General features: G+C 69.9%; 16 protein-coding genes and 2 pseudogenes. 8 read left to right on the plus strand and 10 right to left on the minus strand.

The features are described from left to right. Window positions 1-41: 41 nt before the first annotated feature. From casB to AB0P17_RS22545, 5 genes are all read right to left on the minus strand, one after another. Window positions 42-662, minus strand: coding sequence for a type I-E CRISPR-associated protein Cse2/CasB (gene casB, locus AB0P17_RS22525; protein WP_365813564.1), 621 nt, complete (start codon window positions 660-662; stop codon window positions 42-44). Between the two features lie 65 nt (window positions 663-727). Then, window positions 728-2497: a type I-E CRISPR-associated protein Cse1/CasA gene (gene casA, locus AB0P17_RS22530; RefSeq protein ID WP_365813566.1), complete on the minus strand. Its 1770-nt coding sequence runs from the start codon at window positions 2495-2497 to the stop codon at window positions 728-730. A 162-nt stretch (window positions 2498-2659) separates the two neighbouring features. Further along, complete coding sequence (gene cas3, locus AB0P17_RS22535; RefSeq protein WP_365813568.1) at window positions 2660-5659, minus strand: CRISPR-associated helicase Cas3'; 3000 nt, start codon at window positions 5657-5659, stop codon at window positions 2660-2662. A gap of 1572 nt (window positions 5660-7231) precedes the next feature. Beyond that, the gene (locus AB0P17_RS22540) at window positions 7232-8140 is read right to left on the minus strand and encodes an IS3 family transposase (RefSeq protein ID WP_365813570.1); all 909 of its coding nucleotides are present in this window, start codon (window positions 8138-8140) and stop codon (window positions 7232-7234) included. A 20-nt stretch (window positions 8141-8160) separates the two neighbouring features. After that, window positions 8161-8451, minus strand: coding sequence for a transposase (locus tag AB0P17_RS22545; protein WP_365813572.1), 291 nt, complete (start codon window positions 8449-8451; stop codon window positions 8161-8163). A gap of 51 nt (window positions 8452-8502) precedes the next feature. Between AB0P17_RS22545 and AB0P17_RS22550 the strand changes: the two are divergent. Then, window positions 8503-8664, plus strand: a pseudogene (locus AB0P17_RS22550) (aldehyde dehydrogenase family protein); the annotation flags it as partial. 158 nt (window positions 8665-8822) lie between these two features. Here the strand turns inward: AB0P17_RS22550 and AB0P17_RS22555 are convergent. Further along, on the minus strand, window positions 8823-11174 hold the full coding sequence (locus AB0P17_RS22555) for an MMPL family transporter (protein ID WP_365813574.1): 2352 nt from the start codon (window positions 11172-11174) through the stop codon (window positions 8823-8825). 151 nt (window positions 11175-11325) lie between these two features. Between AB0P17_RS22555 and AB0P17_RS22560 the strand changes: the two genes are divergently transcribed. After that, complete coding sequence (locus AB0P17_RS22560; protein ID WP_365813576.1) at window positions 11326-11964, plus strand: TetR/AcrR family transcriptional regulator; 639 nt, start codon at window positions 11326-11328, stop codon at window positions 11962-11964. Between the two features lie 192 nt (window positions 11965-12156). Continuing rightward, the gene (gene fdhA / locus AB0P17_RS22565) at window positions 12157-13386 is read left to right on the plus strand and encodes a formaldehyde dehydrogenase, glutathione-independent (protein ID WP_365813578.1); all 1230 of its coding nucleotides are present in this window, start codon (window positions 12157-12159) and stop codon (window positions 13384-13386) included. 93 nt (window positions 13387-13479) lie between these two features. Here the strand turns inward: fdhA and AB0P17_RS22570 are convergent, their stop codons facing one another. Then, complete coding sequence (locus AB0P17_RS22570) at window positions 13480-14385, minus strand: alpha/beta hydrolase (RefSeq protein ID WP_365813580.1); 906 nt, start codon at window positions 14383-14385, stop codon at window positions 13480-13482. A gap of 108 nt (window positions 14386-14493) precedes the next feature. Here AB0P17_RS22570 and AB0P17_RS22575 point away from each other — a divergent pair, with 108 nt between their 5' ends. After that, on the plus strand, window positions 14494-15018 hold the full coding sequence (locus AB0P17_RS22575) for a CGNR zinc finger domain-containing protein (RefSeq protein ID WP_365813582.1): 525 nt from the start codon (window positions 14494-14496) through the stop codon (window positions 15016-15018). Window positions 15019-15624: 606 nt separating this feature from the next. Here AB0P17_RS22575 and AB0P17_RS22580 read toward each other — a convergent pair. Continuing rightward, the gene (locus tag AB0P17_RS22580; RefSeq protein ID WP_365813584.1) at window positions 15625-17442 is read right to left on the minus strand and encodes a copper resistance protein CopC; all 1818 of its coding nucleotides are present in this window, start codon (window positions 17440-17442) and stop codon (window positions 15625-15627) included. 318 nt (window positions 17443-17760) lie between these two features. On the opposite strand from AB0P17_RS22580, the gene AB0P17_RS22585 reads away from it, so the two are divergent. The 4 genes from AB0P17_RS22585 to AB0P17_RS22600 all read left to right on the plus strand — a co-directional run bounded on the left by AB0P17_RS22585 (window position 17761) and on the right by AB0P17_RS22600 (window position 22506). Next, complete coding sequence (locus AB0P17_RS22585; RefSeq protein ID WP_365813586.1) at window positions 17761-18354, plus strand: TetR/AcrR family transcriptional regulator; 594 nt, start codon at window positions 17761-17763, stop codon at window positions 18352-18354. Between the two features lie 237 nt (window positions 18355-18591). Continuing rightward, window positions 18592-19524 (plus strand): M56 family metallopeptidase, encoded by a 933-nt coding sequence (locus AB0P17_RS22590; RefSeq protein ID WP_365813588.1) that lies wholly within the window; start codon window positions 18592-18594, stop codon window positions 19522-19524. Window positions 19525-19735: 211 nt separating this feature from the next. Then, window positions 19736-20824 carry a cellulose binding domain-containing protein gene (locus AB0P17_RS22595; RefSeq protein WP_365813589.1) on the plus strand — a complete coding sequence of 363 codons (1089 nt, stop codon included), beginning with the start codon at window positions 19736-19738 and terminating at the stop codon, window positions 20822-20824. A 32-nt stretch (window positions 20825-20856) separates the two neighbouring features. Beyond that, window positions 20857-22506 carry a cellulase family glycosylhydrolase gene (locus tag AB0P17_RS22600; RefSeq protein ID WP_365813591.1) on the plus strand — a complete coding sequence of 550 codons (1650 nt, stop codon included), beginning with the start codon at window positions 20857-20859 and terminating at the stop codon, window positions 22504-22506. A gap of 23 nt (window positions 22507-22529) precedes the next feature. Here AB0P17_RS22600 and AB0P17_RS22605 read toward each other — a convergent pair. Then, window positions 22530-23954: pseudogene (locus AB0P17_RS22605) on the minus strand (acyltransferase); the annotation flags it as partial. Between the two features lie 186 nt (window positions 23955-24140). Beyond that, window positions 24141-26723 (minus strand): S8 family serine peptidase (locus AB0P17_RS22610; protein WP_365813592.1); only part of this gene is annotated, 2583 nt, incomplete at its 5' end.

Genomic DNA, 26723 nt, shown 5'->3' on the forward strand with positions numbered 1-26723 from the left:
TGGGTATCAGCACGGTCCGCCCGCCTGCAGCCGCGGCGTGGTCAGCGCGCTTCCGTCGGGGCTTCCTTGTCGCTGCGGGCGCTCCACTCGTGATAGGCGAGGCCCCAGTCCCTGCGGACACTTTGCCGGGACTCGGCGTAGTGCCAGCGCTTGATGTCGTGGAGCAGACGGTTGTAGTCAAGCGGCGCTTCCACCGAGCGCAGTTGAGTGACCAGCCCGCGCAAGCGGTAGACCAGAGCGGTGACGGACGAGGTGTGAACCGCCGCGGCGACGCGGCGGTCGACAGCCTCCTCACCGAAGCGTCCGCTGCGGTGAAGCGTTCGTAGTGCGGTCCCCACGTGAATACCGGGCTTGTGCATGGGACGGCTCTGACTCTGCTGGTGCAGGCCGTAGAGCGACAGGGCCGCGTGTTCGGCTTCGAGCTCCGGCGTTACCCGCCCGTCGACGGGGCTGGTGTAGAAACGCCACAGTGCCGGTACGGTGCCCGCCGGTCTCCCCAGTCCGGAGCGCAGTGCCGCCAGGTCCTCGCCGGGTGGGCGCATGGGTGTCCTGCCCGCCGGCTGCTTGCGCCAGGCACCATTGCCGTCCACGTGTCGCGCCCAGTAGCGGCGGATGTCGGGGGCGGTGACATGTGTGGTGTCGGTCTGCGGGGTAGTGGACACAGCGGTCCCCTTCGGTCAGAGGCCATCGGATGCGAAGTGGTGCCAGGAACGTGCGACGTGGTGGTTCACCGGCCCTTGAGCCGTGCCGAGCGGCGTGTGAGGACCGCGTCGAGACGGTCTCGGAAGTTCCGCTCAGCGGTACTGAGCCGGTACACGTACTCCTTGCCGTCCCGGGTTACCGAGCGGCCGGTGAACAGGGCGGGCGCAGCGGTGGAGAAGACCTGTTCGGCCACCTTCCATGTCGCGCGTCCGGCTTTCTCCTCCCATGCCTCAAGCCCGCGCTCGGACAGGTCGAAGTCCTCTCCCACCCCACGCAGCCCGGCCAGCAGGCGCCGCACGACCGGGTCGAGCGCGTGCAGCAGGGTGTCGCCGGGGCGTTGCCCCTTGTCCCAGGGAATCGGTTCGCTGCCGGCGGCCCGCCGAAGATCCCCGGAGAGGTTGTTGACGGCCGCGGCCAGTTTCTCGGCCTGGTCCACAGCGGCCAGAAGCGAGCCGTAGATGATGCCGTCCGGGTCCAGCGCGGCCATCGGCAGGGGAATCCGGTCGAAGAAGACGTCTTCGATGACGGCGGACTGGTTGCCATAGGCGATGCCGGTCAGCTCCACCTGGAGCGGGTACGTCTGCGGCATCCGGCCGACCGTTTCACTGAGGGAGCTGAGCAGGACACTGGAGCGGAAACCGGCGCGGGTGGCGGTCGCCTCGTAGTCCATGGTGGCGCTCTCGATGGCCAGCAGGGCTTCGAGACCGCGCCAGGCCGCTCGTCCCGGTTGATGCCTGCGGGGCCGCTCGCTCGTCGGTGCTGCGGTCTTGCCAGACGTGCCGGTCTTCTTGGTTCGTGATGAGGGCCGGTCTCTACTCCACGTGGTGTGGGGCTCGTCCGCGGGCGTTGCGGTGAGCCGGTCGCCGGCTGCCACGATGACTCGGGTGACCCGTGTCCCGGCAGGGGTCTCCTCGGGGATCAGCCGGATACGCCGTGACTGCCAGGTCCACAGATCCAGCAGTCCGCGAGCCGACCGTGTCTGCCATGCGGGGGTGGCACACGACAGGGTGTCCTCGACCCTGCCTTCCTTTGCGCGCCGGAGCCACTGCGGCAGGTCGTCCGACAGAGGCGCCTGCCCAAAGGGAATGTTCAGCAGAAGGGTCTCGTACACCGTGCTGCCCATCGGCATGACGACGCCCAACTGCCCCAGTGGCCCGGTCGGGTTGCCCGTCGTCTTTCCGGATTTCGCCTTCGGGTCTCCGACGACGCCGGTCTTGATGGCGGCCGTGTCCCAGCATTGGGTGTGCACAAGCCAGCGGGCCGCCTGCGCGGGGGGCAGCTCCAGCGGATCACCCTCCGTGCGGGAGGAGAACAGCGGCACATTGTTCCCGGTAGCGGCCGTCGCGACGAGTAGGGCCGCTCCCTTGGTCTCCCCCTTGGCCGTGTGCAGTTCGGCGACCTGTCCGAAAGGCTCGGCAGCGTGGAACAGATCAAAGAGATGACGGTGATCGTCCAGATAGCCGGTGAGCTTCTTTTTCTGCTCCGGCGTGAAAGCGCCGGCCTGGAACATTTCCATCCACTGGGTGGCATCCGCCGGTCGGCCGAGAGCGTGCATCACGACGGGCAACAGCAACTGGCGGAAAATCGCGGGCTTCTGAGTCGGCAGATCGACCACGAGATCCTGAAAACGATCCGCCTTCAGGAGTAAGTGACGCAGCCCGACCTCCTCAAGCACGTAAAGATCCGGGGAATTTGGCTCCGCGGAACCGTCCAGGCCCCTTGCGGGCAGCCATGGCTCATCCAGTAAATTGAACAACTCGGTGCCCCCAAGCCCTTTTTCCACCCCATGACACATAAGCAACCCTACACACCAAAAAGCAACGCGAGAGGAAAAACAGATAAGCCCGAATCAATGGCCAAAGGTTCGCCGCAATGTCGACCGAACAGAGATCCAGGAGATCTCTCCCGCTCTCCCCCGCAAGCTCCGCGGAACGCCGAGAGCCGGTTCTCCCTACCGTTATCTCCCGGACCCGGCAGGAGCCCCCTCCTCCACCAGCCCCAAGTCCTGCTCGTAACGCACTACCCGATCGGCGAGAACCGTTCCGTGTCCGGAGTCGAGGACGAGCGCCGGGCTGTATCCGAGCCGCGGGTGACCGAGCCATCCCGGCAGTGGTGCAAGCTCTTGAGCCGCAGCAGCCGTATAGCGCGGAGGAAGCCGCACCGTCCCGCCGAGGACCTCCTCCAGCAGTTCATCCGGAACGTCTCCGTTCACCGTCAGGGCACGTCCCGCCAGGGTCCGGTACGTCTCACCGTCGTGTGTCACGACGATGACCTCCGTACTGGCCTCGCCGTCACGGACCACCGCGTCCAGGTCCGTGTCACGGCCCGCACCCGGAACCGAGGAATAGTGCAGTCCGGACAGAGTCGTGCCTTCTCTGTCACCACGCCGGGTCAGGAGGCAGCCGGACGCGTTGTCAGCCCGGCGCCGCTGTTCGTCCTCCCACCGCAGCCGAGCCGACTCCGCATCCTCGCGCCACACCTGCGGCAGCCCGTTCTCGCCCTCCCCGTAACCGGCGGCGACCAGTTCCGGAACCTGCCTCGGAATACGCCACCCGTCCCCAGCTGTGAACAGCAGCGCGGCCGACCTGAGAAGCAGGTGGCGCCCGTAGATGAACTCGGACCCGCCGAGAAACCGCGGTGCGGGACGCTCCAGTACCGTCGTACCGCCTTCGAAGTCCGTGACCTCGCGCGTACCGTCCGCACGGGCGAAACCGGTGATCACCACACGAGCTCTGACCAGCCGACCGCAACGCCGAGTTGCCTCATGACGGTGCAGACGGCCAACCCGCTGAAGCACCAGGTCGATCGGGGCAAGGTCTGTGACCAGGAGATCCGCGTCAACGTCGAACGACTGCTCCGCGATTTGAGTAGCGACCACGATCAACCGCGCCGGTCGGCCGGGCAGGCCCTCCTTCGCCGCGCCGAGCAGGCTCAGGCACTTTTCCGTACGGTCAGCTCGCGGTCCGACGGCGATGCGCCCGTGCAGCAGGAGCACCTCGTCACTGAAGGACTTGCGGAGTTCGGTGTAAAGAGACTGCGCTCGGTCCACGGTGTTCCGGATCACCAGCGCGCAGCCGCCGTCGGCAAGCTCGCGGCCGAGGTACGCGGCGACCGAAGCGTTCACCTCTGCCTTGATCGCTTCCCTCTGTTCGTACGACGTCTGCGGGCCGGGAATCGTCTCCGGCATGAAATCGACAGCGACGGCGAGATCGTTGCGCCAGCCGGCACAGTCTTCGACAGCGAAATGCGGACCGGAGCCGTCGGGCGCCATCCACGTGGCGCTGACCGACGGATACCCCACCGGGTCAGGGAGGCCCTCGGCCGTGAACTCCTCGCGGGACACCGCACCGGCGAGGTACGCGTCGATCAGCTCACGGCGCTGTCTCGGCGGAAGCGTCGCGGACAGCAGGACCACCGGGACACCCGCCTGCCCCAGCCACCGCAGGCCCTCCTTGAGGAACTGGGACATGTACACATCTGCAGCGTGGATCTCGTCGAGCACCACGACTTTGCCGGCCAGGCCGGCCATACGGAGCATCACATGTCTGGTCCGGGTAGCGGCGAACAGCAACTGGTCGATGGTTCCCACCACGAACGGACACAGCAGCCCACGCTTCGCGCCCAGGAACCACTCCGAGGGCCCACGCGGCGACGGCTGAGCCGACGCACCACCTCGCGCGGTTTCGCGGTCCCCGTAGTACGGATCGCGGTCCCCGTACAGGTCGTCGCCGTAGAGGTCATCGCCCTCGCACTCGCCGTACTCGTCGATCCCGCCGAACCTGACCTCGGAAGCCGAGGCGCAAGCCGACGTGAGCAGTCGCCGCCATTCCTTGTTGAACATCCGTTTGCCATGAAGCAGGGCAACCTGAGAAGCCAAGTCCTCGTCAACCGTGGCAACCCACGCCCGAACCTGGCTGAACATCGGGTCGCTGGTGGATTGTGTCGGCATTCCCACGAACACACCATCTGCCCCGAACTTCGCCGCCAGAATTTCGGCCGCCAACAGCGCTGCCTTCGTCTTCCCCTCGCCCATCGGCGCCTCGACCACCAGCAGCCCCGGGGCCTCCATCCGCCGTGCCGCCTCCATGACCATCCTCTGCGACGGACGAGGACTCTGCCCGAACCGATCAGCGAACGCCTCCGGCCCCGGCTCGGCCAGACGACCCCACCCACCGCGCAGGCCAAGCGCCTCCCACGCCAGTCCGGCGCGCACCCGGGCGTTGTCAAGGGTCACCTCCGCCAGGACATCGACACCTTTGAAATGCGTCTCGTCGCTGGCGATCCAGTCCGCCATCACAATGAGCCCACTCAGATGCAACTGTGTCGCCCGCGATGGAACCCGGCAGGGCTCCACCTCAGCCAGCTCACCAAAGCCAAGGTCCTCGGTGAAACGCTCTACCAATTCCTGCTGGACTTCGGGCCAACGACCGCCACCGGCCAACTGCCCCCGCGCCTTAAGCGCCGGCTGGGTGGTCGCGCGGTTGGGAAAGGCGCCATGGTGCCCTGCTACCAACGGCCAGACCCAGGAGACCTGTTCTTCGCACCAGCCGCTCCTCGGCAGCAGTTTCTGCAAGAGATACCCACCAGCCCGGTCATGCCGCCACCTACAGTGAGCGATGGCCGGCTCGGACCAGCCCAGCCCGGCGGCACGCACCGCCTCAGCACCTTTCACCCACATCCGCTGGAACGCCGGGGTAGCCTTCCCGCAGTCATGCACCCCGCACAGCCAGGAGAACAGACGCCGTCCCCGGCCGGCGCCGCCTGCGATCTCATCCAGTTTTCGCCTGGTGGACGGCGCAAGGAAGTTGTCCCACATACGTTCAGCCACCGCAGCTGTGTCCAGGAGGTGCGACAACAGCAGGTTCATCGTCCCGCCGGCTTTTTCCTCGGACTTCCCCCATAGCACGCCGAGGAGGTCATCGGCACCACTACCGGATTGAACACCGCTGCGGAACACTCCGTCCCCTCCACACAGTTCAGTAAGGTGATTGCGCAGCTTAAGTGGCGGCACTGGCAACGAGTGGGGATTGACCGCAATTGTTCATTTCTGACGCCTGTCGACTGATTCTCCTTGGGGGCCTCAAGCGGATCCCACTGAATGAAATCGAGGCTTCCCGCAGGTAAAAGACCAGCTCAGCAAGTGTCGGCCCCGCGCCTGCGGGGGTGTTCCCCCGGGCTGGATGGGGTTGCCGTACTCGTCGAGGTCGGCCCCGCGCCTGCGGGGGTGTTCCGAGCCGGTAGTCCTCCAGGTAGCCCTCGGCGATGTCGGCCCCGCGCCTGCGGGGGTGTTCCGCCTCATGGTCTGGGCGATTCGGGCTGGCGGGCGTCGGCCCCGCGCCTGCGGGGGTGTTCCGTACACCTTGCTGATCGCGCTCGTGATGCCGTGGTCGGCCCCGCGCCTGCGGGGGTGTTCCGACCCCCACGCCTCAGCAACTCGCCCCGAGTGAGTCGGCCCCGCGCCTGCGGGGGGTGTTCCCACGATCTGCCCGCTCGCATTCAGGTCCTGGTTGTCGGCCCCGCGCCTGCGGCGGGGGTTCCGACTCTGCCCGATGGGCGGGTCAAGGTCACCGCGCCCCGCGCCTGCGGGGGGCCGGTGCTCGGGATCGCGAGCCCGTCCAACGGCACGTCGGCCCCGCGCCTGCGGGAGTGTTCCGGGGCGGCTGGTGGGCCTTGCCCGATTCATCGTGCCGGCCCCGCGCCTGCAGGGTGTTCCGATCGAGCGGATCACGTCGCTTGCTGCCCGAATGTCGGCCCGCGCATCAGCCGCTCGATACTCGTTGCGCTCCTCGGTCACCCCGGAGGGTGACCGCCACTTCGCCAGGTCGTTGCCTTGGCCGCGCAACTCAACGTTGCGATCCTCGGGTGGCGGTCGTCCTCCAGGGCGACCGAGGATCACTCCTGGCAGCACGAAGCGAATGCGCCTCCTGGGACTTCTCTGGGACTTTCAGCCACATCAGCGGGCACGAGGGTGAAAGACCTGAAAGGGAGTACACGCAGGTCAGCGCCATTCAAGCACCCGTCATGACAGGCCACGAAGCTGCCCGGTCTCTTCAGGGACATCTGACCGGCGGGGTGTCGTGCCCCTTGGCGGCAAGGGACACGACACCTCTAAATGCCCGACGACCTGCGGTTATACCCTTTCTCGACCTTCCATTGATCACCGCTACTTTGTGCAACGCGTGCGCAAGATGATCTTGAATGGGTAACGATGCGTCAGACATGCTTGATTGCCCGTCATCCTTTACGGAGAGTGCTCACCAGAGGGGCCTCGCCATGCCCGCAACGACGCCGCCACTGACGTCCCTTAAATTCGGAGTTCAGCCCTCGCCGCGCACGCGCATCACACGGCTACGGCCAGTTCCGGCCCGGACCTCCACACGTACTGGCACTCCTTCGGTCATCCGGCTGCCCCCACGTCCGGGGCGGTGGTTTGCCGACCGCGGCGCTCGCCGCATACGCAGCAGCCCTGTTCAGTAGCGCGTCAGGTGAGCAGTGAGATGTCAATCCCCTGTTTTCGTAGAGACGTTGGTTATGCGGCCCGGCCTTCCTGATCGGTCCGGGCTCGCGCCTGCTGAATGATCCGTTCGAACTGGACAGGCGGTTTCCCGCCGGCCGCGCTGTGACGCCGCTTCGTGTTGTAGAAGTCCGCGATCCACGTCGCGATCTTCAACCTCGCCTCGGCCCGCGTGGCGAAGGTATGCCGGTGGACGTACTCGACCTTGAGGACCGAGTGGAACGACTCCGCGGCGGCGTTGTCCAGGGCCGACCCGACTCGCCCCATCGACTGCACCACGCCCCAGCGGCCGCAGAGCTGCTGGAACGCCCGGGATGTGTATTCACTGCCGCGGTCCGTGTGGAAGATGACGCCGTCGACCTGGCCGCCTCTGGTCGCGATCGCCATCTGCAGGGCGGCGCTGACCAGCGCGGTATCGTGCCGCTCGCCCATCGCGTAGCCCAGGGCCCGGCGGGAGAAGGCGTCGTGGACGGATGCGAGGCAGAGCGTGCCCTCGCTGGTATCGATCGCCGTCATGTCGCCCCACCACAGCACGTCGGGCGCGATGGCGTCGAACTTGCGCCGCACCAGGTCAGGGGTGGTTTTCCGCTTGCCGGGGCGGGTCAGCGAGCGGCGCCGGCGAGGCGGGGTGCGGCCCTGCAGGCCGAGCTCGGACATGGTCTCAGCGACGGTGTTCTGCGACACCTGCCAGCCCTCCTCCCACAGATCCAGCGTGATCCTCGGCGAGCCGTACGTTCTGCCCGAGCGGTCGAAGAAGTAACGGATCCGCTCGGCCAGGGCAGCCCTTCTGGCCTCGCGCTTCGTCGGCTCGGCCGGGCGGCGGCGCCACTTGTAAAACCACGCCTCCGACACCCCCAGCGCCCGGCAGGCGATGCGATGCGGAATGTTCTCCTCGGTCTTGCAGTCGCTGATCGCCCCGACCACGGCGGCCGGGTCCGCCGCAGCTACTTCACCCACAAGACCATGCAGCGTTTGAGCACATCACGCTCCATGGCCAGCTCCTTGTTGTCCTTCTTCAGCTGCGCGTTCTCCCGCCGCAGCCGCGCGAGCTCCTCGCTCTCACCGGCCGTCTCGGCCCCGCCCGCCCTGCGAGCCCGGGACACCCAACTAGCCAGCGTGGTCTCGTTGATCCCAAGGTCCTTCGCGACCTGCGCGATCGGCTTACCGGTCTCGGTGACGATCCGTACAGCCCCTGCCCGGAACTCCGCGTCGAACTTCCGTCGTTTGCCCGCCATGACTCCCAACTTCCCCTGCAGTCACGGTCTCTACGCTACGAGGGGAAGATCATGTCCTCCGTACCCGCCGATCACACACTGTCGACCACCGAACACTTCCTGCCGTTCCTCACGATCAGCCGGGTACCCTCCTTCGAGGAAGCACTCGGCGCGGCCAACGCCACCCCGATGGGACTGACCGCCGGCATCTACACCGGCGACATCGACGAGGCCCGCGCGTTCCTGGACGGCATCGAGGCCGGGTGCGTCGACGTGAACGTCCCGGGGCATGCGACCAGGGCGAAGAGAACCGTCACCACGATGATCAGGGGCGGCAGGACCAGCGTCGCAGGTGCGGGCGCGGAGCGGCGGCACGCAGACGGTGGCTCCGGTCAGCCGATGCTGTCGGCCTTCTGCGGCGCCGCGTGCGGTGATGGGGTCGTGGGGCGGGGCAGGGGGATCTTCTGTGCGAGCTTGTCGCCTTCGACGTCGAGGTCGGGCAGCAGACGGTTCAGCCAGGCGGGGATCCACCAGGCCTTCTCCTGTGCGAGTGCCATGGTGGCCGGGATGAGGGTCATACGGATGACGAAGGCGTCGATGAGGATGCCGACGGCCAGGGCGAAGCCGGCCTGTTTGATCATGGGTTCGGCGTTGAAGACGAACCCGGCGAAGACGGACACCATGATGGTGGCGGCCGCCAGGACGACGGAGCTCGCGCGGGCGAAACCGGTGACGGTGGCGTCGAGGGCGGTGGCACCGTGCACGTGCGCCTCGCGCATGGAGGTCACCAGGAACATCTGGTAGTCCATGGCGAGTCCGTAGAGGACCCCGGTGATGATGATGGGCAGCAGGCTCACGACCGGTGCGGTGGCGTCGAGTCCTATCAGGTTCTGGAGCCAGCCCCATTGGAAGACGGCGGTGGTGAGGCCGAAGGTGGCGGCGATGGTCAGGAGGAAGCCGAGGGTGGCGGTCACGGGGACCATGAGGGAGCGGAAGACCAGGAGCAGGACGATCAGGGACAGGCCGAGGACGGTGGCCACGTAGAGGGGCAGGGCGTCGGCGAGTCGGTCGGAGACGTCGATCGCGAGGGCGGTGAAGCCGGATATGCCCATGGTGACGCCGTGCGCCGTGCTCATCCCGGCGCTCTTGTCCCGTATCGCGGTGACGAGTTCTTGGGTGGCGTCGTCGTTCGGGCCGCTGCTGGGGATCAGGCTCAGGATGGCTGTGGTGCCGGTCCGGTTCATCCCGGCCAGGGAGACCGAGGCCGATCCTTTGACGCTTTTCAGGTCGGAAGTGACCGCGGCGAGAGTGGCGGGGCTGAGGAGTTCGCCCTTGGCGGTGGAGTTGACGGCGATCAGCAGCGGGCCGTTGTAACCGGGACCGTAGGCGTCGCTGGTCAGTTCGTAGCCGCGGCGCTGCCCGGTGTCGGGGTTGTAGCTGGCGCCGGAGGGCAGCCCCAGCTTCATGTCGGCGGCGGGCACCGCGAGGATCACGGGGAGCAGGATCGCCGCTGCGAGAGCGGCGTACTTGCGGCGGACCAGGCGGGTCCCCCAGCGAACGGCTCGTTCCCGGTCGGCGGCGGCTTCGGGCCGCTGTGCCTTGTGCCGGGTCCGGGTGGGGCAGACGCGTTCCTTGACCAGACCGAGCAGGGCGGGCAGCAGGGTCAGGGCGAGCAGGACGGCGACGGCGATCGTGGCGGCCGCGACGAGGGCCATGGTGGAGAGCAGTGTGATGCCGATGACCAGGAGCCCGGCCAGGGCGATGATGACGGTGCTGCCGGCGAAGAAGACGGCGCTGCCGGCGGTCCCGACGGCCCGGCTGGTCGCTTCGTGGGCGTCCAGGCCGTCGTCGAGTATCAGCCGGCGTTCCCGGTTGACGATGAACAGGGCGTAGTCGATGCCGACGGCGAGTCCGAGCATCAGCGCCAGCACCGCGGCGAGTGAGTGGATCTCGAACACGGTGGAGAGGGTGAACGCGCCGCCCACCCCCACGGTGACACCGACCAGGGCGATGGCGAGGGGCAGGCCTGCGGCCACGACCGATCCCAGGGTGATCAGCAGGACGAGGGCCGCGACGGCAACGCCGACGATCTCCCCGATGCCGACGATCTCGGGAATCTCCATCATGGCCGCCGACGGCAGAACCTCCAGGCCGGCGCGGGCAGCCTGTTGCTCGGCGGCTTCGATGGTGCTGTCGATCGTCCCCGACGGGAGTTCGAAGGTCTGCTGGTCGAACTGGAACTGCATCAACGCTGTCGAGCCGTCGGCGGAGACGACGACTCCCGGCACCGGCTGACCGCCCGCCTGCAACGGGACGGGATTCCTGCCGGAAGACCGGCCGGCCGCTTGCGCCACCGCCGCCTGGGCCCGCAGCAGCGGACTGTTCTCCCCCCGGGCGGCTTCCCGCGCCAGCACCTTCCTGGCGTCGATGACGTGATCGTGGCGGTAGACGGCGTCCACGGCGGCCAGCAGAGCGGGCCGTACCTTCCCGCCGTCGATCCGGGCACCGTCCGGGGCTTTGAAGAGCAGGATGCCCTGGCCGCCGGAGGCCTCCGGCAGAGAGGTGGCCAGCTCGTCGATGACCTGCTGGGACGGGGTCCCGTCGATGCGCACCTCGTTGCTGAGTCTGACCGGGTTGGCCACGAGCAGCGCCACAACAGCCGTCAGCACGGCCAGCCAGCCGCCGATGACGTACCAGAGTTTGCCGTAGGCGAACCTTCCGAGCCGGTACAGCAGAACGGACACAGATTTCTCCCCAGAGCTTGGCGGCCTGACGTCCCAGGCCACACCATGAAGTGAGAGGGTACTACCGAACCGATAGGTGACTATCACTGCGATAGTCTGCCAGGGACGGAGGGGGATCCCTCGTCACAGAACAGGCAGGGAAGAGTCACGGATGGCAGCCAAGAACGACCGCACCCCGCGGCGCCGCGTCGACGCCCGCTCCAGCATCGAGCGCATCACCGCCGCGGGACGGACCGTGCTGGGCAAGGGCGAGGGCTCCCTGGAGCAGATAGCGGCGGAGGCCGGCGTGGGCATCGCCACGCTGTACCGGCACTTCCCCAACCGGGAAGCCGTCGTCCGGGCCGTCCTGGAGGACATCCTCGATACCGACCTGATCCCCCTCGTCGAGCGCGCCGCCCACTCCCCGCACACGCGCCAGGCCCTCCAGGAGATCGCCACACTCCTGCTCGACCTGATCACCGAGGAGCGCGGACTGGTCACCTTCGCCAGCAACTTCGCCGATGTCGCCGTGGATGTCCTCCAGCGCTTCAGTGCCTCGCTCCACCCGCTCCTGGTACGCGCGCAACAGGCGGGCGAGATCCGGCCCGACCTCACCGCCGAGGACATCCCCCACTTCCTGGTCATGGCCGTGGCCGGCCTGGCCCTCCCCGGCACGACACCATCCCTGCGCGCCCGCTTCATCACCTTGCTCTTCGACTCACTGAATCCGGCCGACGCAACCGCCCTGCCGCCGCTGCGCACCGGAGAGGACGACCTGCGCACCGCGGTCGGCAATGTGACGCGCGCTTAGACCGTGACCTGGGGCGAGGCAGCCGCCGGCCCTCTCCTCCGCGGCAGAGTCCAGCGAGGCGCATGGCACCGTTTTGCGGCCACTTGTCCGCTTCTTTGGGCAGGATTAGGCTGATTTATATAGGACCACCACACGCGCGGTTCCGCGAAGAATCAGCCGCTGGACGAAGAGCCGAAGGGACGGCGAGCCAGGATGAGTGGAGGAAACAAGGCAGTCGCATACATCAAGCCGGGCGAGGTGGAGGTGAGGACCACCGATTACCCCACGCTCGAACTGCAGGACGGTCCGGGCGTGGCCAAGGAGAACGTGGGCCGCGTATGCCGGCACGGGGTCATCCTCAAGGTGCTCGCCAGCAATATCTGCGGGAGCGATCAGCACATGGTGCGTGGCCGTACGACGGCTCCCGAGGGCCTGGTTCTGGGGCACGAGATCACCGGGGAGGTCATCGAGCGCGGCCCCGACGTCGAGTTCATCGACGTCGGCGACGTGGTGTCGGTGCCCTTCAACATCGCGTGCGGCCGGTGCCGTAACTGCAAGGAGCGCAAGACCGGCATCTGCCTGAACGTCAACCCCGCCCGCCCCGGGGCGGCATACGGATATGTCGACATGGGTGGCTGGGTCGGCGGCCAGGCGCAGTTCGTCATGGTGCCGTACGCGGACTTCAATCTGCTCCGCTTCCCCGACCGGGACGCGGCTCGCGAGAAGCTCCTCGATCTCACGATGCTGTCCGACATCTTCCCGACGGGCTTCCATGGCGCGGTGACCGCGGGCACGGAAGTCGGCTCCACGGTGTACGTGGCGGGCGCGGGACCCGTGGGTCTGGCGGCCGCGGCCTCGGCCCAGTTGCTCGGCTCCGCCGTCGTCATCGTCGGCGACCTCAACGCCGAACGGCTCGCCCAGGCCCGCAGCTTCGGCTGTGAGACCGTCGATCTCACGCAGGGCTCGATGGAGGACCAGATCACCGAGATCCTGGGCGAGCCCGAGGTGGACGCGGCGATCGACGCGGTCGGCTTCGAAGCACGCGCCCACGGCCGCGACGCCGGAGAGGCGCCCGCCACCGTCCTGAACTCCCTGATGGGCACGGTCAGGGCGGGCGGCGCGCTCGGTATTCCGGGGCTCTACGTCACGGAGGACCCGGGCGGTGTCGACCAGGACGCCAGGACCGGCACGCTGAAGGTACGGCTGGGCCTCGGCTGGGCGAAGAGCCATCGGTTCACCACGGGACAGTGCCCGGTGATGCAGTACCACCGGGGTCTGGCCAACGCGATCCTGCACGACCGCGTCCACATCGCCAAGGCGGTCAACGCCACGGTGATCCCGCTGGAGGACGCGCCGCGCGGCTACACGGAGTTCGACCACGGGGCGAGCCGGAAGTACGTGCTCAACCCGAATCACGCGCTGGACCACGTCAAGGCGGCCTGAGCGAAGCTGGACCCGTCAAGGCCGCCTGAGCATCAAGACGGCCTGACCTGCCGGATATCACGGTCTGAACCGGATATCACGGTCTGAACCGGATCACGCGGGCGCGGGGGTCGGGGTGTCCCGCGTGTCCTGGTGCAGGGCTTGCTCCAGGAAGGCGCGCATCGCGCCCGCGACCGTGTCCAGATGGCTTTCGAGGAGGAAGTGGCCCCCGCCCGGCACCAGTTGGATCCGGGCGTCCGGCAGGTCCTTGGCGAAGGCCCGGGCCCCGTCGGGGCCGAAGATCTCGTCCCCCGCACCCCAGATGGCCAGCAGCGGCACCCGCGTGGCGCGGAAGTACGCGTGCACTTTGGGGTAGAGGGGCAGGTTGGTGGCGTAGTCACGGAAGAGGTCGAGCTGGATCCGGTCGAGGCCGGGGCGGGAGATCTCCCGGTGATCAGCGGCCCAGGTGTCCGGGTCGACCAGTTCCGGTTCGGCGACCCCGTTCAGGTACTGCCACCGGATGGCTTCCTCGCTCAGGGCCCCGCGCACGGCGGCTTCCGTCAAGGGGCCCGGTGCCTGCGCGTACGCCCAGACGGGAGCCCAGAAGTCGGGGACGAATCCCTCGTCGTAGGCATTGCCGTTCTGCGAGACGATCGCGGTGACGGCGCGGGGGTGGCGCAGCGCGAGGCGCCATCCGATGGGGGCGCCGTAATCCTGCACGTAGAGCGCGTACCGCTCCAGTCGCAGGTGGGCGAGAAGCCCTTCGGTCACCTCGGTGAGAGCGTCGAAACCGTAGGCGAACTCGTCGGCGGGCGGAGTGGCGGAGTGCCCGAACCCCAGATGGTCGGGGGCGATGACATGGAACCGGTCGGCCAGCGCGGGAATCAGGTGCCGGAACATGCGCGAGCTGGTCGGAAATCCGTGCAGCAGGACGACGGCGGGCGCGTCGGCGGGGCCGGCTTCCCGGTAGAAGACGCGGTGCCCGAGCACGGTGGCGTAGCGGTGTCGCACCTCAGTCATGACTAACCCCTTACGTACGTTGATGCGGTTAGGGCCCTCTCCAGGTTGACTCGTGAGCCTGTAACCTGTCAAGCGCGTCAAGATGGTTACGAGTGAAGGTGAGGCGGAATGTTCAGCGAGGAAGTGCTGCTCGAAGCGCTGAACAGCACACCCATGGCGGACGGAGTCCCGCGTGACCTGTGGCGGGACGACCCCGCGCTGAGCGGGTGGGCGGTACAGCGCGGTGGGGATGGCGGCCCCGGAGAGCGGGTATGGCTCAGGAAGACCCGCGACGCGCTGCAGAGGGTGGTGCGCGGTGAGAGCGGGCCGGAGATCCTGGCCGCGATCGTCGCGGGTGCGCGCAAGGTGCCCCGGTTGAGCGGGGACGGCCTGGACTGGATCCTGGAGGTCGAGGCCGACCGGCGGCCGGCCGTCGAACTGATCCTCACCTGGGACCGTGTCCGGAACGAACTGCCCGGCCGGCTCCGCCCGTGTGCGAACGGCGACTGCCGACTTTTTCTAGTGGACCACAGCCGTGCCAACACCGCGCGGTGGTGCTCGATGAGAACCTGCGGCAACCGGCTCAAGGCCCGCCGGCATCACGAGCGGCAGCGTCGGGCCGACGGGAGGACCGAGCCGGGACGCCCTCACTGAGCCAGTCGCGCTCACGGAGCCGTTCGGAACGAGTCCGGAAGGACCCGGGCGGGACCCGCTGTCGGTGATACCGGGGTGGCGCAGGCGGTGCTGCCCGGCCGGCTCACGGCGACCGGGGCGAGCCCGGTCGTGCCGGGCGGGCATCAGGCGCTGGCCGACCGCACGGCACCACAACCTCGCGGCGACGCCCGCCCTCAACCTGGCGGCCGCCCTGCTCCGCGCGTGGCTGCTGCGCGACGCGGGCGCCATGCCGTCCCGGGTCGTCCGGCCCTGTGCGGCCCCCGCCCGGCAGTGTGTGGCGGGGGTCGGCGTACTCCTTCGGGTGCGGCCCGCGCTCCACGAGGACCCCGGCCGGCCGTGGCACCGCGCCCTGACGCCGGACGCGCTCGTTCCGGGGACCGCGGACGTGGCCCTGCGCCACCGGTTGGTGCCCTGCGGGCCGTAGCAGGACAACGCGATTCCACCCCGGCGCCACCCGCCCACCGAGGCCCTGGCGCCCTTCGTCGTCGTCCGTTGCCGTTGTGTGTTGCCCGAGGGATGTGTTCCTGCGTTCCCGTACGTCACCGACCCCCGCGAACCCGCCGGAGCCTCCGCGGCGTTGAGCGCTCAGCCGCCGGCCGCCCCGGTGAGCCGGTCCCTGATGCGGATGTCCTGCTCCACGGTGACCTGATCGAGTTCGCTGGTGCGCACGGACAGCTTCATGGTCCAGGTTCCGGCCAGCGGCAGGCGCAGGCTGTCCGTCCACCAGTAACCCTGCCGGTCGATCAGTTTCGCGTCGAGCGGGCCGATGCCTTCGGCGCGGTGGGTGAGTGTGAGCCGCAGCTCGGGGACCGTGGCGATGCCGCCGTCGACCGCGAACACCAGGGCCTCCACCACGTTCTCGCCGGGCCGCCCCGGATCGAAGGTGAGCTGGACCTTGCCGGTCCCGTTCGGCGTCCCGACGTCGAACGGGACCGTGGCCACGACCACCGGGGGCTCCTGGAGGAGGGCGGCCCCGGCCGTCGTCTCCACGGTCGCGCGGCTGGGCGGGGTGCCGGTGAGCACCGTGGTGATCGCCAGGACGACCGCGCCGAGGACCGCCTCGGCCACCACCGAGCGGCGCAGTGCGCGCCGGTGGGGGCCGGACGGAGCGGGGGGCCGGGGTTCCGCGCCGTCCGTCGCCTGGGCCTCGGAGACCCCTTTGCCGTCCGTGGCCGACGGGCCCCCGGTCCACCGGCGGGAGTACGCCGCCGCGACCAGCAGGGCGAGTACGGCGACCACCTTGACGACGAGGGTCCTGCCAAACTCGGTGGAGGTGAGTGCCTCCCAGGAGCCGACCTGCCGCCAGGACTGGTAGACGCCGGTGACGACCAGTACGGCCACCGCCGTGAAGGCCAGCCGGGAGAAACGGGCGACCGCCGCCGCGGGGACGGGCGCGTCCGCCGGTGCGCGCCACAGGGCGGCGGCCAGCGCCACCAGCCCGCCCAGCCAGACGGCCATCGCGAGCAGATGCAGCACCGCGACGGGGATCGCCAGCGGGACCTGGGGACCGGCGGACGCGTGCTCGGCCGCCGCCCAGGTGACCGTGAGGGCCAGTGTGAGCACTCCCCCGGCCACGCGGAGCCGGGGGCCGACGGGCGGCGCGGAGTCCGCCGTACGGAACCGGCGCCCGAGCAGCACGAGGAGGACCCCCACCACCGCGAGGAGGAGGAGCCGTACCCCCAGGGCCATTCCGGCCCGGCCGGTGAGGGTGCTGCCCAGCAGTCCGGGGTCGAGGGCCGTGGCCGCTCCGCCGCCCGTCTCGTACGGCCCGCGCAGCGCCAGCAGTACGGCGGTCGAGGCCAGCAACGCCGCCCACCCGGCGACCAGGAGCCTGCGCAGCGACCGCAGGGACGTGCCCGCGGGCCAGCAGTGGAGGAGGAACACCGCGACGCCGAGGAGCAGGGCGAAGCCGCCGTACGCGACGTAGCGGAAGGCGTCGTAGACCCTGGTCACAGCGGTGTCGTCGGGGGATTCCGCGGGCAACTCGGCGCGCGTCGCGGAGGGTTCGCCGACGGAGAAGACGAACGCGCCGGAGATCGGGTGGCCGTCCGCCGAGATGACCCGCCAGGACACGGTGTAGGTGCCGTCGGGCAGCTTCCCGCGCAGCCCGACCCGGATGGCGTCCGCCTTTCCGGCCACGTGCTCCGCCGGATTCGGGTTCACCCGCTCGTTCGTCGGGGACAGCACCCGCACGGAGCCCTCGGCGAGGCGGACCGATTCGGTGAAGGTCAGGGTGACCTGCTCGGGCGCGGCGTCGAGGACCGCGGCGTCCTCGGGGTCCGACCCGCGCAGGGCGGCGTGCGCGGCAGCGGGTCCGGCCCCGGCGAGGAGAAGCGCGAGTACGGCACCGACCAGCGCCAGGAGGGTCCCCGGCCTCCTCACCCGGTGTGTCGGCGTACGCATGAACGGGCCTCCTCCGGCGCGCTCGGAGCGGTGGCGCGGCCGGAGCCCCGCCACCGCCGGGTCGTGGCGGACGGATCCGTGACGGACGGATCGCGGGGGCCGGTTCGGCCTCGTGGTCGCGGCTGGGGCACGTCGCCTCTCCTTGTTCCGGTCTCGGGGCGCGAACGGACCGACGGGGCCGGTCCGTTACGGGCGCGCTCAGCGGGGATACGGCTGAGCACGGGCGGTTGTTCACCGGATCGGCGCCGGTCGGCGCGGGTCGCGGGCGACGGGCCGCGGCGCGACGGAGTTCAACCTTCCAGATGGTACAGTTACGGGATGCGACCGAGTTCGAGAAACCTCATCCTGGACGCGGCGATCCGCGTGACGGAGCGCGAGGGCATCACCGGCCTGACCCTGGAATCGGCGGCCGAGGAGGCCGGGGTGACCAAGGGCGGCCTGATGTACCACTTCCGCACCCGGGACGAGCTGCTGCTGGCGATCCAGCACCATCTGACGGCGGCGTGGGAGGAGACACTCGTCGCGGAGCTCGGCAAGCCACGCGACGAGGCGACGGTACGGGAGACCATCGAGGCGTACGCCCGGGTCGGGACACGGGGCGGCGCGAGCAAGGCGGATCTGGCGTTCATGATCGAGTCCGTCACGCAGCCGGAGCTCGCCGCGGTGTGGGAGGAGATGATGGCGCGCTGGAGCCCGATGCCCCGGTCGACCGATCCGGAAGAGATCGACCTGTTCCTGGCGCGGCTGGCCGCCGACGGCTGGTGGCTGTTCCGGGCCACCAGCGGGTTCGATCTGCCCGCGCCCATCGAGGAGGCGCTGCGGGAGCGGCTGCTGGCCCTGACCGCGCCCGGGACGAGCGACACCGGCGGCGAAGCCGGCAGCGGCACCGACGCCGACACCGCCGGCGACTGAACCCGCGGGCCCGCCCGCGTCGCCCTGCGGGCCCGACCGACGGAGGCCGCCCGGGAGGCGCCGCCCGTACCGTGTTCGACGGGTCCAGGGGGTGTCGTTCCCGCCGTGGCAGCCGTCATGCTGGCCTGGGCACCGCTTCCACCGCCGCCACCGCCCGCCGTCCCATCCCGTACCACCCCCGCACCGTCCCCGTACCACCCCCGATACCGCGTCTGACACACACCCGGAGTCCGTGGCGTGACACTCTGTCTGCTCCTGCTCACCACGGTCGGCCTCGCCGCGACCGTGTTCGCACCCCGCGCCCTGCTCCGGGCCGGGTGGCCGGAGCGGGAGCCGGTCACCGCGCTGTGGGTGTGGCAGTGCCTGGTCGGCACCGTGCTGCTGAGCTGCCTGTCCGCGCTCCTCCTCGGGGCCGCGGCGCTCCTGGAGACCGTCCGCGCCCGCCTCTTCGCCCCGGCCCCGCCCGCGGTCGTCGACGCGTACGACCTCACGTCCGTACCACCGTGGACGGCTCTGCTCACCCTGCTGCTGGCCTGCGGCGCCGCATGGACCGGCGCCATGCTCGCACGGGAGCTGGTCAACGACCGGCGCCGCCGCCGGGTGCGCCGCGCCCACCTGAGGGAGCGCGCCCCCGACCTGCCCGCCGGTCTCGCCGTCCCCGCGGGGCCGCTGCTGGTCCTGGAGGACGAGTACCCCGACGCCTGGCTGCTGGCCGGTGCCACACCCCAGCTCGTCATCACCACGGGTGCGCTGCGGCGCCTCACCGGCCGTCAGCTCGACGCGGTGCTCACCCACGAACTCGGTCACGCGCGGGCCCACCACGACTGGCTGCTGCATCTGTCCGGCGCGCTGGCGGCCGGCTTCCCCCGCGTCCCGCTCTTCGCCCACTTCGCCGACCAGACCCACCGCCTCGTCGAACTCGCCGCCGACGACACCGCCTCCCGGCGCTGCGGCCACCTCACCACCGCGCTCGCCCTCATCGAGCTCAACCAGCATCGCGGCGTGCTCAGTTGCGACAGTCCGCGCCGCCTCCTCCACGCCCGCGTGGAGCGCCTGCTCGACCCGCCGCCCCGGCTCGGGGCGACCCAGCGGGCCGCCACCGCGACGTTCGCCGCCCTCACCCCGCTGATCCCGCTGCTGATCACCCTGGCCCCCGGCCTGGCCGCGTAGCGGCCGGGCACGACGGCCCCCGGCCCGCGCCAGGTGGTCGGTGGCGGTCACGCGTGCCGCAAGTCTTGACGTGCATCCGACAACGGTGCATTGATGTGCCCAGGCCCCCGACAGAAAACGCCGACCGCTCCGGCCGCGAGTGGGAGCGCTCCCATCATCGTTCGTGGGTCTCTGTCCTCTCGCTCCGCATACACGAGAAGGGACCTTGGATATGCGGAATACGCGGAACAGCACAGCTTTACGGGCGCTCCTGTCCGCTCTCGCCCTCACCGCCGCCCTGCTCACCGCGGTGGTCGCGCACCCGGGCGCCACCGCCGCCGCGGCGGCCGACCCCGTACGGATCATGCCGCTCGGCGACTCGATCACCGGATCGCCCGGCTGCTGGCGGTCCGTGCTCTGGAACCGCCTGCAGGACTCCGGCTACACCTCGATCGACTTCGTCGGCACCCTCGGCCCGCAGGGGTGCGGGCAGCCGCACGACGGGGACAACGAGGGCCACGGCGGTTTCCTCGCGACCAATGTGGCCGCGCAGAACCAGCTTCCCGGCTGGCTGGACGCAACCCGCCCGGACATCGTTGTCATGCACTTCGGCACCAACGACGTGTGGAGCAACATCGCGCCCGACCGGATCCTGGCCGCCTTCGACACGCTCGTCGGCCAGATGCGCGCGAGCAATCCCGACATGAAGATTCTGGTCGCTCAGCTCATCCCGATGAACCCGAGCAGTTGCGCCGAGTGCGCCCAGCGCGTGGTGGATCTCAACAGCCGTATCCCCGCGTGGGCCGCCGGGCGGACCACCGCCCGCTCGCCGGTGATCGCCGTGGACCAGTGGACCGGCTTCGGCACGGCCGCCGACACCTATGACGGAGTGCATCCGAACAGCTCCGGTGACAACAAGATCGCGGCCCGTTGGTATCCGGCGCTGACCGCGCTGCTGACACCCGGTTCACCGGATCCGACGCCCACTCCGACCCCGACCGGGCCGGGCGGCGCCGGGTGCGGTGCGTCGGTCAGGACCGTCTCCACATGGCAGGGCGGTTACCAGGCGGAGGTGACGGTGACGAACAACGGGGCCTCCGCGCTGCGCGGTTGGTCCGTCGGGCTGACGCTGCCGGGCGGTGAGGCGATCACCCAGGTGTGGAACGGGGTGCTGACCACGGCCACCGGTGGCGCGACGGTCGGCCATGTGTCCTGGAACGGCGCGCTCGCCTCCGGCGCCTCCACCGCGTTCGGCTTCATCGCCACCCGGCCCGGGACCGCCGCTCCGGCCGCGCGGGTCACGGGCTGCACGGCCGGCTGACCCTGTACCGTCCACCTATCCGGGAGACCCCCATGAGACCGCGACCCCCCACCGGAACGTCCCGGGCCACACTCCTCGGCCTGCTCCTCTCCGTCCTCTCGCTCCTCGCCCTCGGCCTGGCCGCCTCGCCCGCGCAGTCGGCCGTCCGCGCCACCGGTCTGCACATCAGCGGCGGACGGCTGCTGGAGGGCAACGGCAACGACTTCGTCATGCGTGGTGTCAACCACGCCCACACCTGGTACCCGAGCCGTACCACGTCGGCGCTCAAAGACATCAAGGCGCTGGGCGCCAACACCGTCCGGGTGGTGCTCAGCACCGGCGACCAGTGGACCAGGAACGACGCCACCGACGTCGCGAACGTCATCGCGCAGTGCAAGCAGAACAAGCTGATCTGTGTGCTGGAGGCACATGACACCACCGGTTACGGCGAACAGAGCGCGGCGGTCTCCCTCTCCCGCGCCGCCGACTACTGGATCAGTGTGCAGAGCGCGCTGACCGGCCAGGAGAACTACGTCATCGTCAACATCGGCAACGAGCCCTACGGCAACACCAATTACGCGGGGTGGACGGCCGACACCAAGGCGGCGATCCAGCGGCTGCGGAACGCCGGTTTCGACCACACCCTGATGGTCGACGGGCCCAACTGGGGCCAGGACTGGGCCTTCACCATGCGGGACAACGCGGCATCCGTCTTCGCCGCCGACCCCGACCGCAACACCATGTTCTCGATCCACATGTACGGCGTCTTCGACACGGCGGCCGAGGTCTCCTCGTATCTGAACAGCTTCGTCAGCGCCGGACTCCCCATCCTGGTCGGCGAGTTCGGCCAGCTGCACTCGGACGGCGACCCGGACGAGGACGCCATCATGTCCACCACCCAGTCCCTCGGCCTCGGCTATCTCGGCTGGTCGTGGAGTGGCAACAGCGGTGGTGTCGAGTACCTCGACATGGCGACCGGCTTCGACCCGAACGCGCTGAGCGCGTGGGGACAGCGCATCTTCCGGGGCGCCAACGGGATCGCCGCCACCGCCAAGCAGGCGACGGTCTACGGTGGTTCGTCCGGCGGCGACACCACGGCGCCCACCACCCCCGGGACACCGGCCGCCTCGAACGTGACCGCCACCTCGGTCACCCTGTCCTGGGCCGCGTCCACGGACGCGGTGGGGGTGACCGCGTACGACGTGGTGCGTGTGAGCGGTGCCGCCGAGACGGCCGCGGCGACCTCCGCCACCCCCTCGGTGACCGTCACGGGGCTCTCCGCCGCGACGGCGTACGACTTCGCCGTCTACGCGCGGGACGCGGCGGGCAACCGGTCGGCGCGGTCGGCGACCGTACGGGTGACCACCGCGCCGGGCGGCGGGACGACGGCTTCCTGCGCGGTCGCCTACACGGTCAGCGGCCAGTGGAGCGGCGGCTTCCAGGGGGAGATCGTGATCCGTAACACCGGAAGCTCCACCGTCAACGGCTGGACGCTCGGCTGGGCCTTCCCGAACGGCCAGCAAATCACCAACCTGTGGGGCGGTACGGCGTCGCAGAGCGCGTCCTCGGTCAGTGTCGCCGCCGCCTCGTACACGGCGGTGATCGCACCGAACTCCTCGGTCGCCGTGGGGTTCACGGCCTCATGGACGGGGAGCAACGGGAAGCCCACCGCCTTCACGCTGAACGGGTCCCCTGCACCGTGAGTTGACGGCGCCGCTGGGAGTGCGCGGCGGCCCGCCGCCTCGACCAGCAGCCAGCCGACGGCCGTCATGGCCACGGCGACCGGAGCGGTGACCGGGACCGCGACCAGCACCGCGGAGTGCCCCTCCAGCAGCCCGGCGAAGCCGACGGCCGACAGCCCGAGCACCCCGAACAGGGTGAGTGTGACACCGAGGGCCGCGCCCGGGCCGCCCCACCGGGCGGTCCACCGGCCGGACCCGGCGGCAGGGGCGGGAGCCCCGGCTGTGCGCGCGGCGGCCGGAAGCGCCGGGCCCGGCGGGCGCTCCGCGGCGCGGAAGACGGCGACCAGCAGGGCCGTGAGCGCCGCCGCCGCGGCCAGCCGGACCGGGACCTGGGCCCACCAGGTCCCGGTTCCCGGGGCGGGGAAGGGCGCGCCCAGCCCGAGGGCGAGCGCGTACACCCCGAGCATCGCGGTGAGATGCCAGAGGAAGGCGGTCATGGCGATGCCGTTGGCGGCGACGACACCGCGCCACACGCGGGGGCGGGCCAGCAGCCGGGCGGCGGGGGCGCGGAGCAGTTCGACGGCGCCGACCAGCCAGACGCCGTGGCAGAGGAGCGCGAAGGTGGGCGGAGCCATGTTGCTGATCTTCTCGCCCGGCATGCCCACCATGGAGAGCGGATACGGTCCGAGGGCGACCAGCGCGGTGGCGGCGGCCGGCCCGGTCATGGCGAGCGCGGCCGGGAGCCGGGGCGCCCGCAGCCGGCCGTCCGCGCGGAGGAAGCCGAGCTGGTGGACGGCGAGCCAGACGAACGCGAAGTTCAGTAACGGGACGTAGGGCACCCCGAGGGCGAAGCGCAGCAGATCGACGGTGGCCGCGGCGGCGGTGAGCGCGCCGAACGCGGCCCAGCCGTACCGCTCGTGGAGCTTCAGCAGCGGCGGGGTGAGCGCCACCATCGCCAGGTAGATCCCGATGAACCAGAGCGGCTGGGCGACGAGCCGTGCCGCGATGTTCGCCAACTGGCTTTCAGGAGCGATGAGTTGCAGGGCGAGCGCGGTCGCGCCCCAGATCGCGACGAAGAGCATGACCGGCCGCAGCAGCCGACGCAGCCGGACCCGCAGGAAGGCCGCGTACACGCCCCGGCCGTCGAGCCGGCGGTGCAGTGAGCGGTAGGACAGGGCGTGCGAGAAGCCGCCCACGAAGAAGAAGACGGGCATGATCTGGAGCAGCCAGGTCAGGATCTGCAACGAGGGCACGACCGCCAGCAGGTTGCCGGCCTCCGCGCGGCCCTCCGCGTCGACGGTCACGGCCGCCATCAGCCAGTGGCCGAGCACGACGGTGCCCAGCGAGGCCACGCGCAGCAGGTCGATGTACCGGTCCCGGCCCGCGGGGGTCGCGGCCGCGAGGACCCGTGGGTCGGGAGACCCCGCGTCGCGGGCCCGGGGGCCGGGTACGCGTGTGTTCGGCTTCATGGTGTCAGCCTGGCGGCCGGGAGGCCGGACGGCCACGCGCCGGGTACTCAACTCCGGTACCGGGTGGCTGAGTACGCGTACTCAGTGGCCGTGGCGGCGAGAGACAGGGCCGTGCCCGGGGAACGGTGTCCGTTCCCCGGGCGCGGCCGGTGATCTGTGACGTCCCAGTCCTGCCTGCGTGCCCGCCTACTTGAGCAGGTACGCCTTCAGGACGGTCACGTCGTAGGTGTTGCCGTTCTTGTCCGTGAGCTTCGCCTTGAAGGAGACCGAGGTGGCCTTCTTCGGGTGGCTCAGCGACAGGCTCTTCTTGCCGTCCTTCGCGGTGGTGACGGGCGCCTTGGCCCACTTCGCGCCGCCGTCGTAGGAGACCTGCACGGCGAGGGACTTGAAGCCCTTTCCGGCGGCGGGCCCCTGGATCGTCAGCGGGACGGTGAGCTTCTTGCCCGCCGCGGCGGTGCTCGCCAGGTCCAGCTTCGGGGCGAAGCGGACGGTGGAGAGCGGCAGGTTCACCGGCGACTCACCGGTGGTCTTCTTCGAGGTGTAGCTCCAGGCGGCGACGAGGCGGCTGCTGACGCCCGCGACCTTGCTGGAGCGCGTGGCGTCCGTGCTGATCACGTAGCGGGACGACTTCGTGGGCAGCCCGTCGGTGAACTGGCAGAGTTCGCCGTTCACATCGACGATCTTCTTGCTGTCGGCGCTGATGACGGTCCGCTGCTTGGTCACGGACGAGTTGCCGGGGTGTCCGGCGCCGTCGGCGAACGGAGCGACGCAGACGGCCATTTCGTTGCCGAGGCGCTGCGCGAGGTTGTTCGCGTCCACCTTGGGGCTGAACACACCGACGTTGTAGACCTTGTCATACGTCTTCTTCGGCTGGTAGGTCGTGGCCTTGTCGGTGAAGTTCGCCTCACCGCCGTCTTCCTCCGTGCGGCCCTGCTGGCCGACGCCGAACTCCCACGTGAATCCCTTGGGCGTGGTGACGTAGGTCTTCGCGGTGCCGGGCAGCGGGAACGGCGCGGTGACCGTGCCGAGGCCGACCTGCGGGGTGGACCAGAAGGCGTTGACGGTGCCGTAGCGGCTCTTGGCGGACGAGCCGATCTTCAGGTTGACCTGGGCCAGTTCACTCTTGGCCGCCTTGTGGGTGAAGCCGGTGTACATCGAACCGGGCCGGTTGTAGAGCAGGTTGTAGCTGGTGCTGCCCTTCTGCCACAGGCCGCTGAGCTGGGTGGAGAATTGCTTGCCGGGCAGCGCGGCGCCGACCTGCGCGGTCCTGAGGCCCTTGAAGGTGTTCAGGAAGTAGGTGCTGGCGAGCGAGGTGGACGGGGTGTCCAGCAGGTAGTTGAGGTAGGCGTCGCCCGCCTTCGCGGACTCCGGCGCGGTGATGGCGACCGGCTTCGTCTTGCGGGCGTCGAAGGTCACCGTCGCGTTCTTCGTGACCGAGATCCCGGGCTGGACCATCAGGGCCACGTCCGGTTCGCCGCCGCCCGGCTTCGGGATCTCGACGGGGACGTCGAGAAGGTAGGTGCCCTTCGGGACCCGGATCTTGGCACTGCCGGCGCCGGAGGCGTCCTTCCAGAAGTCGCCGTCGTGCCCGTAGACGGTGGCCGTCGCGCCGGCGGGCTTGCCCTTGGTGTCGATGAACTTCATCGTGAGGTCGTACGACTCGACCTCACGGATCACACCGAAGGTGGTACGGACGCTCTGGCCGCCCGCGGTGGCCTTGGCGACCAGGGTGCCGGAGAACGCGCCGTCCACACTGCCGGTCCGGGTGTTCGAGGTGACGCCGACGCTCGCGGTGCCACCGGCGGGGACGGTGACGCGGTCGGCGTCGGCGGTGAAGAAGCCGGCGGGGGCGGGCTTGCCCTGGGGGCCGGTGGTCTGCAGCGACAGGTCGAGGGTGACCGCCTTGGTGCCGGTGTTGCGGTAGGTGACCTGCCTGGTCACCGGCTTGTCGTCGGTGTGCGGCCACTGCTGGAGACCGAAGTTCACCGACGTCTGCTCGCTCACCACGCTCTGAGTGATCGCCTTGGCCAGATCCGCGCGGCCGGTGCCCTGCTGGAACGGCGTCAGGCCGGTGCCCGGCTTCGCGGAGGCGGTCAGCGCCTGCTTGATCCGCTGCCCGCTCCAGTCGGGGTGCTGCTGCGCGAGGATCGCGGCGGCGCCCGCCACATGCGGGGTCGCCATCGACGTGCCCGACATCGACACGTATCCGTCGGCGGCCGGATCACCGAGCTGGCCCTGCGCCGCCTTCGCCGCCACGATGTCCACGCCGGGGGCCGTGATGTCGGGCTTGAGCGACCCGTCGGCCGTCGGCCCCACACTGGAGAAGTCGGCGATCGCGTCCGTGCGGTCGACCGCCCCGACCGTGAGCGCGGAGGCCGCGCTGCCCGGCGAGCCGATCGTGCCGGCGTCGGGGCCGTCGTTGCCCGCGGCGATGACGAAGAGGATGTTCTTCTCGGCGGAGAGCCGGTCGACCGCCGCCTCCAGCGGATCGTGCTCGACGGTGTCCTCGCCGCCGAGGCTGAGGTTGGCGATCCTCGCGCCCTGGTCGGCGGCCCACTGCATGCCCGCGATGATGCCGGAGTCGTCGCCGAAGCCGCTGTCGTCGAGCACCTTGCCGTCGAGGATCTCGGCGCCGGGCGCGACGCCCTTGTACTTCCCGCCGGACTTGGCGCCGGAGCCCGCGGCGGTCGACGCCACGTGCGTGCCGTGCCCGACGTGGTCGACGGTGTTGCCCGACCCGGAGAAGTCCTTCTGCGCGACCTCGACACC

Source organism: Streptomyces sp. NPDC088124 (assembly GCF_040685895.1).
Taxonomy (GTDB): Bacteria; Actinomycetota; Actinomycetes; order Streptomycetales; family Streptomycetaceae; genus Streptomyces.

Excerpts from the sequence above, each read along its gene's own strand:
- casA (WP_365813566.1), bottom strand. The coding sequence starts at position 2,497 with ATGTGTCATGGGGTGGAAAAAGGGCTTGGGGGCACCGAGTTGTTCAAT.
- AB0P17_RS22545 (WP_365813572.1), bottom strand. The coding sequence starts at position 8,451 with ATGGCGGGCAAACGACGGAAGTTCGACGCGGAGTTCCGGGCAGGGGCT.
- AB0P17_RS22560 (WP_365813576.1), top strand. The coding sequence starts at position 11,326 with ATGGCAGCCAAGAACGACCGCACCCCGCGGCGCCGCGTCGACGCCCGC.
- fdhA (WP_365813578.1), top strand. The coding sequence starts at position 12,157 with ATGAGTGGAGGAAACAAGGCAGTCGCATACATCAAGCCGGGCGAGGTG.
- AB0P17_RS22570 (WP_365813580.1), bottom strand. The coding sequence starts at position 14,385 with ATGACTGAGGTGCGACACCGCTACGCCACCGTGCTCGGGCACCGCGTC.
- AB0P17_RS22575 (WP_365813582.1), top strand. The coding sequence starts at position 14,494 with ATGTTCAGCGAGGAAGTGCTGCTCGAAGCGCTGAACAGCACACCCATG.
- AB0P17_RS22580 (WP_365813584.1), bottom strand. The coding sequence starts at position 17,442 with ATGCGTACGCCGACACACCGGGTGAGGAGGCCGGGGACCCTCCTGGCG.
- AB0P17_RS22585 (WP_365813586.1), top strand. The coding sequence starts at position 17,761 with ATGCGACCGAGTTCGAGAAACCTCATCCTGGACGCGGCGATCCGCGTG.
- AB0P17_RS22595 (WP_365813589.1), top strand. The coding sequence starts at position 19,736 with ATGCGGAATACGCGGAACAGCACAGCTTTACGGGCGCTCCTGTCCGCT.
- AB0P17_RS22600 (WP_365813591.1), top strand. The coding sequence starts at position 20,857 with ATGAGACCGCGACCCCCCACCGGAACGTCCCGGGCCACACTCCTCGGC.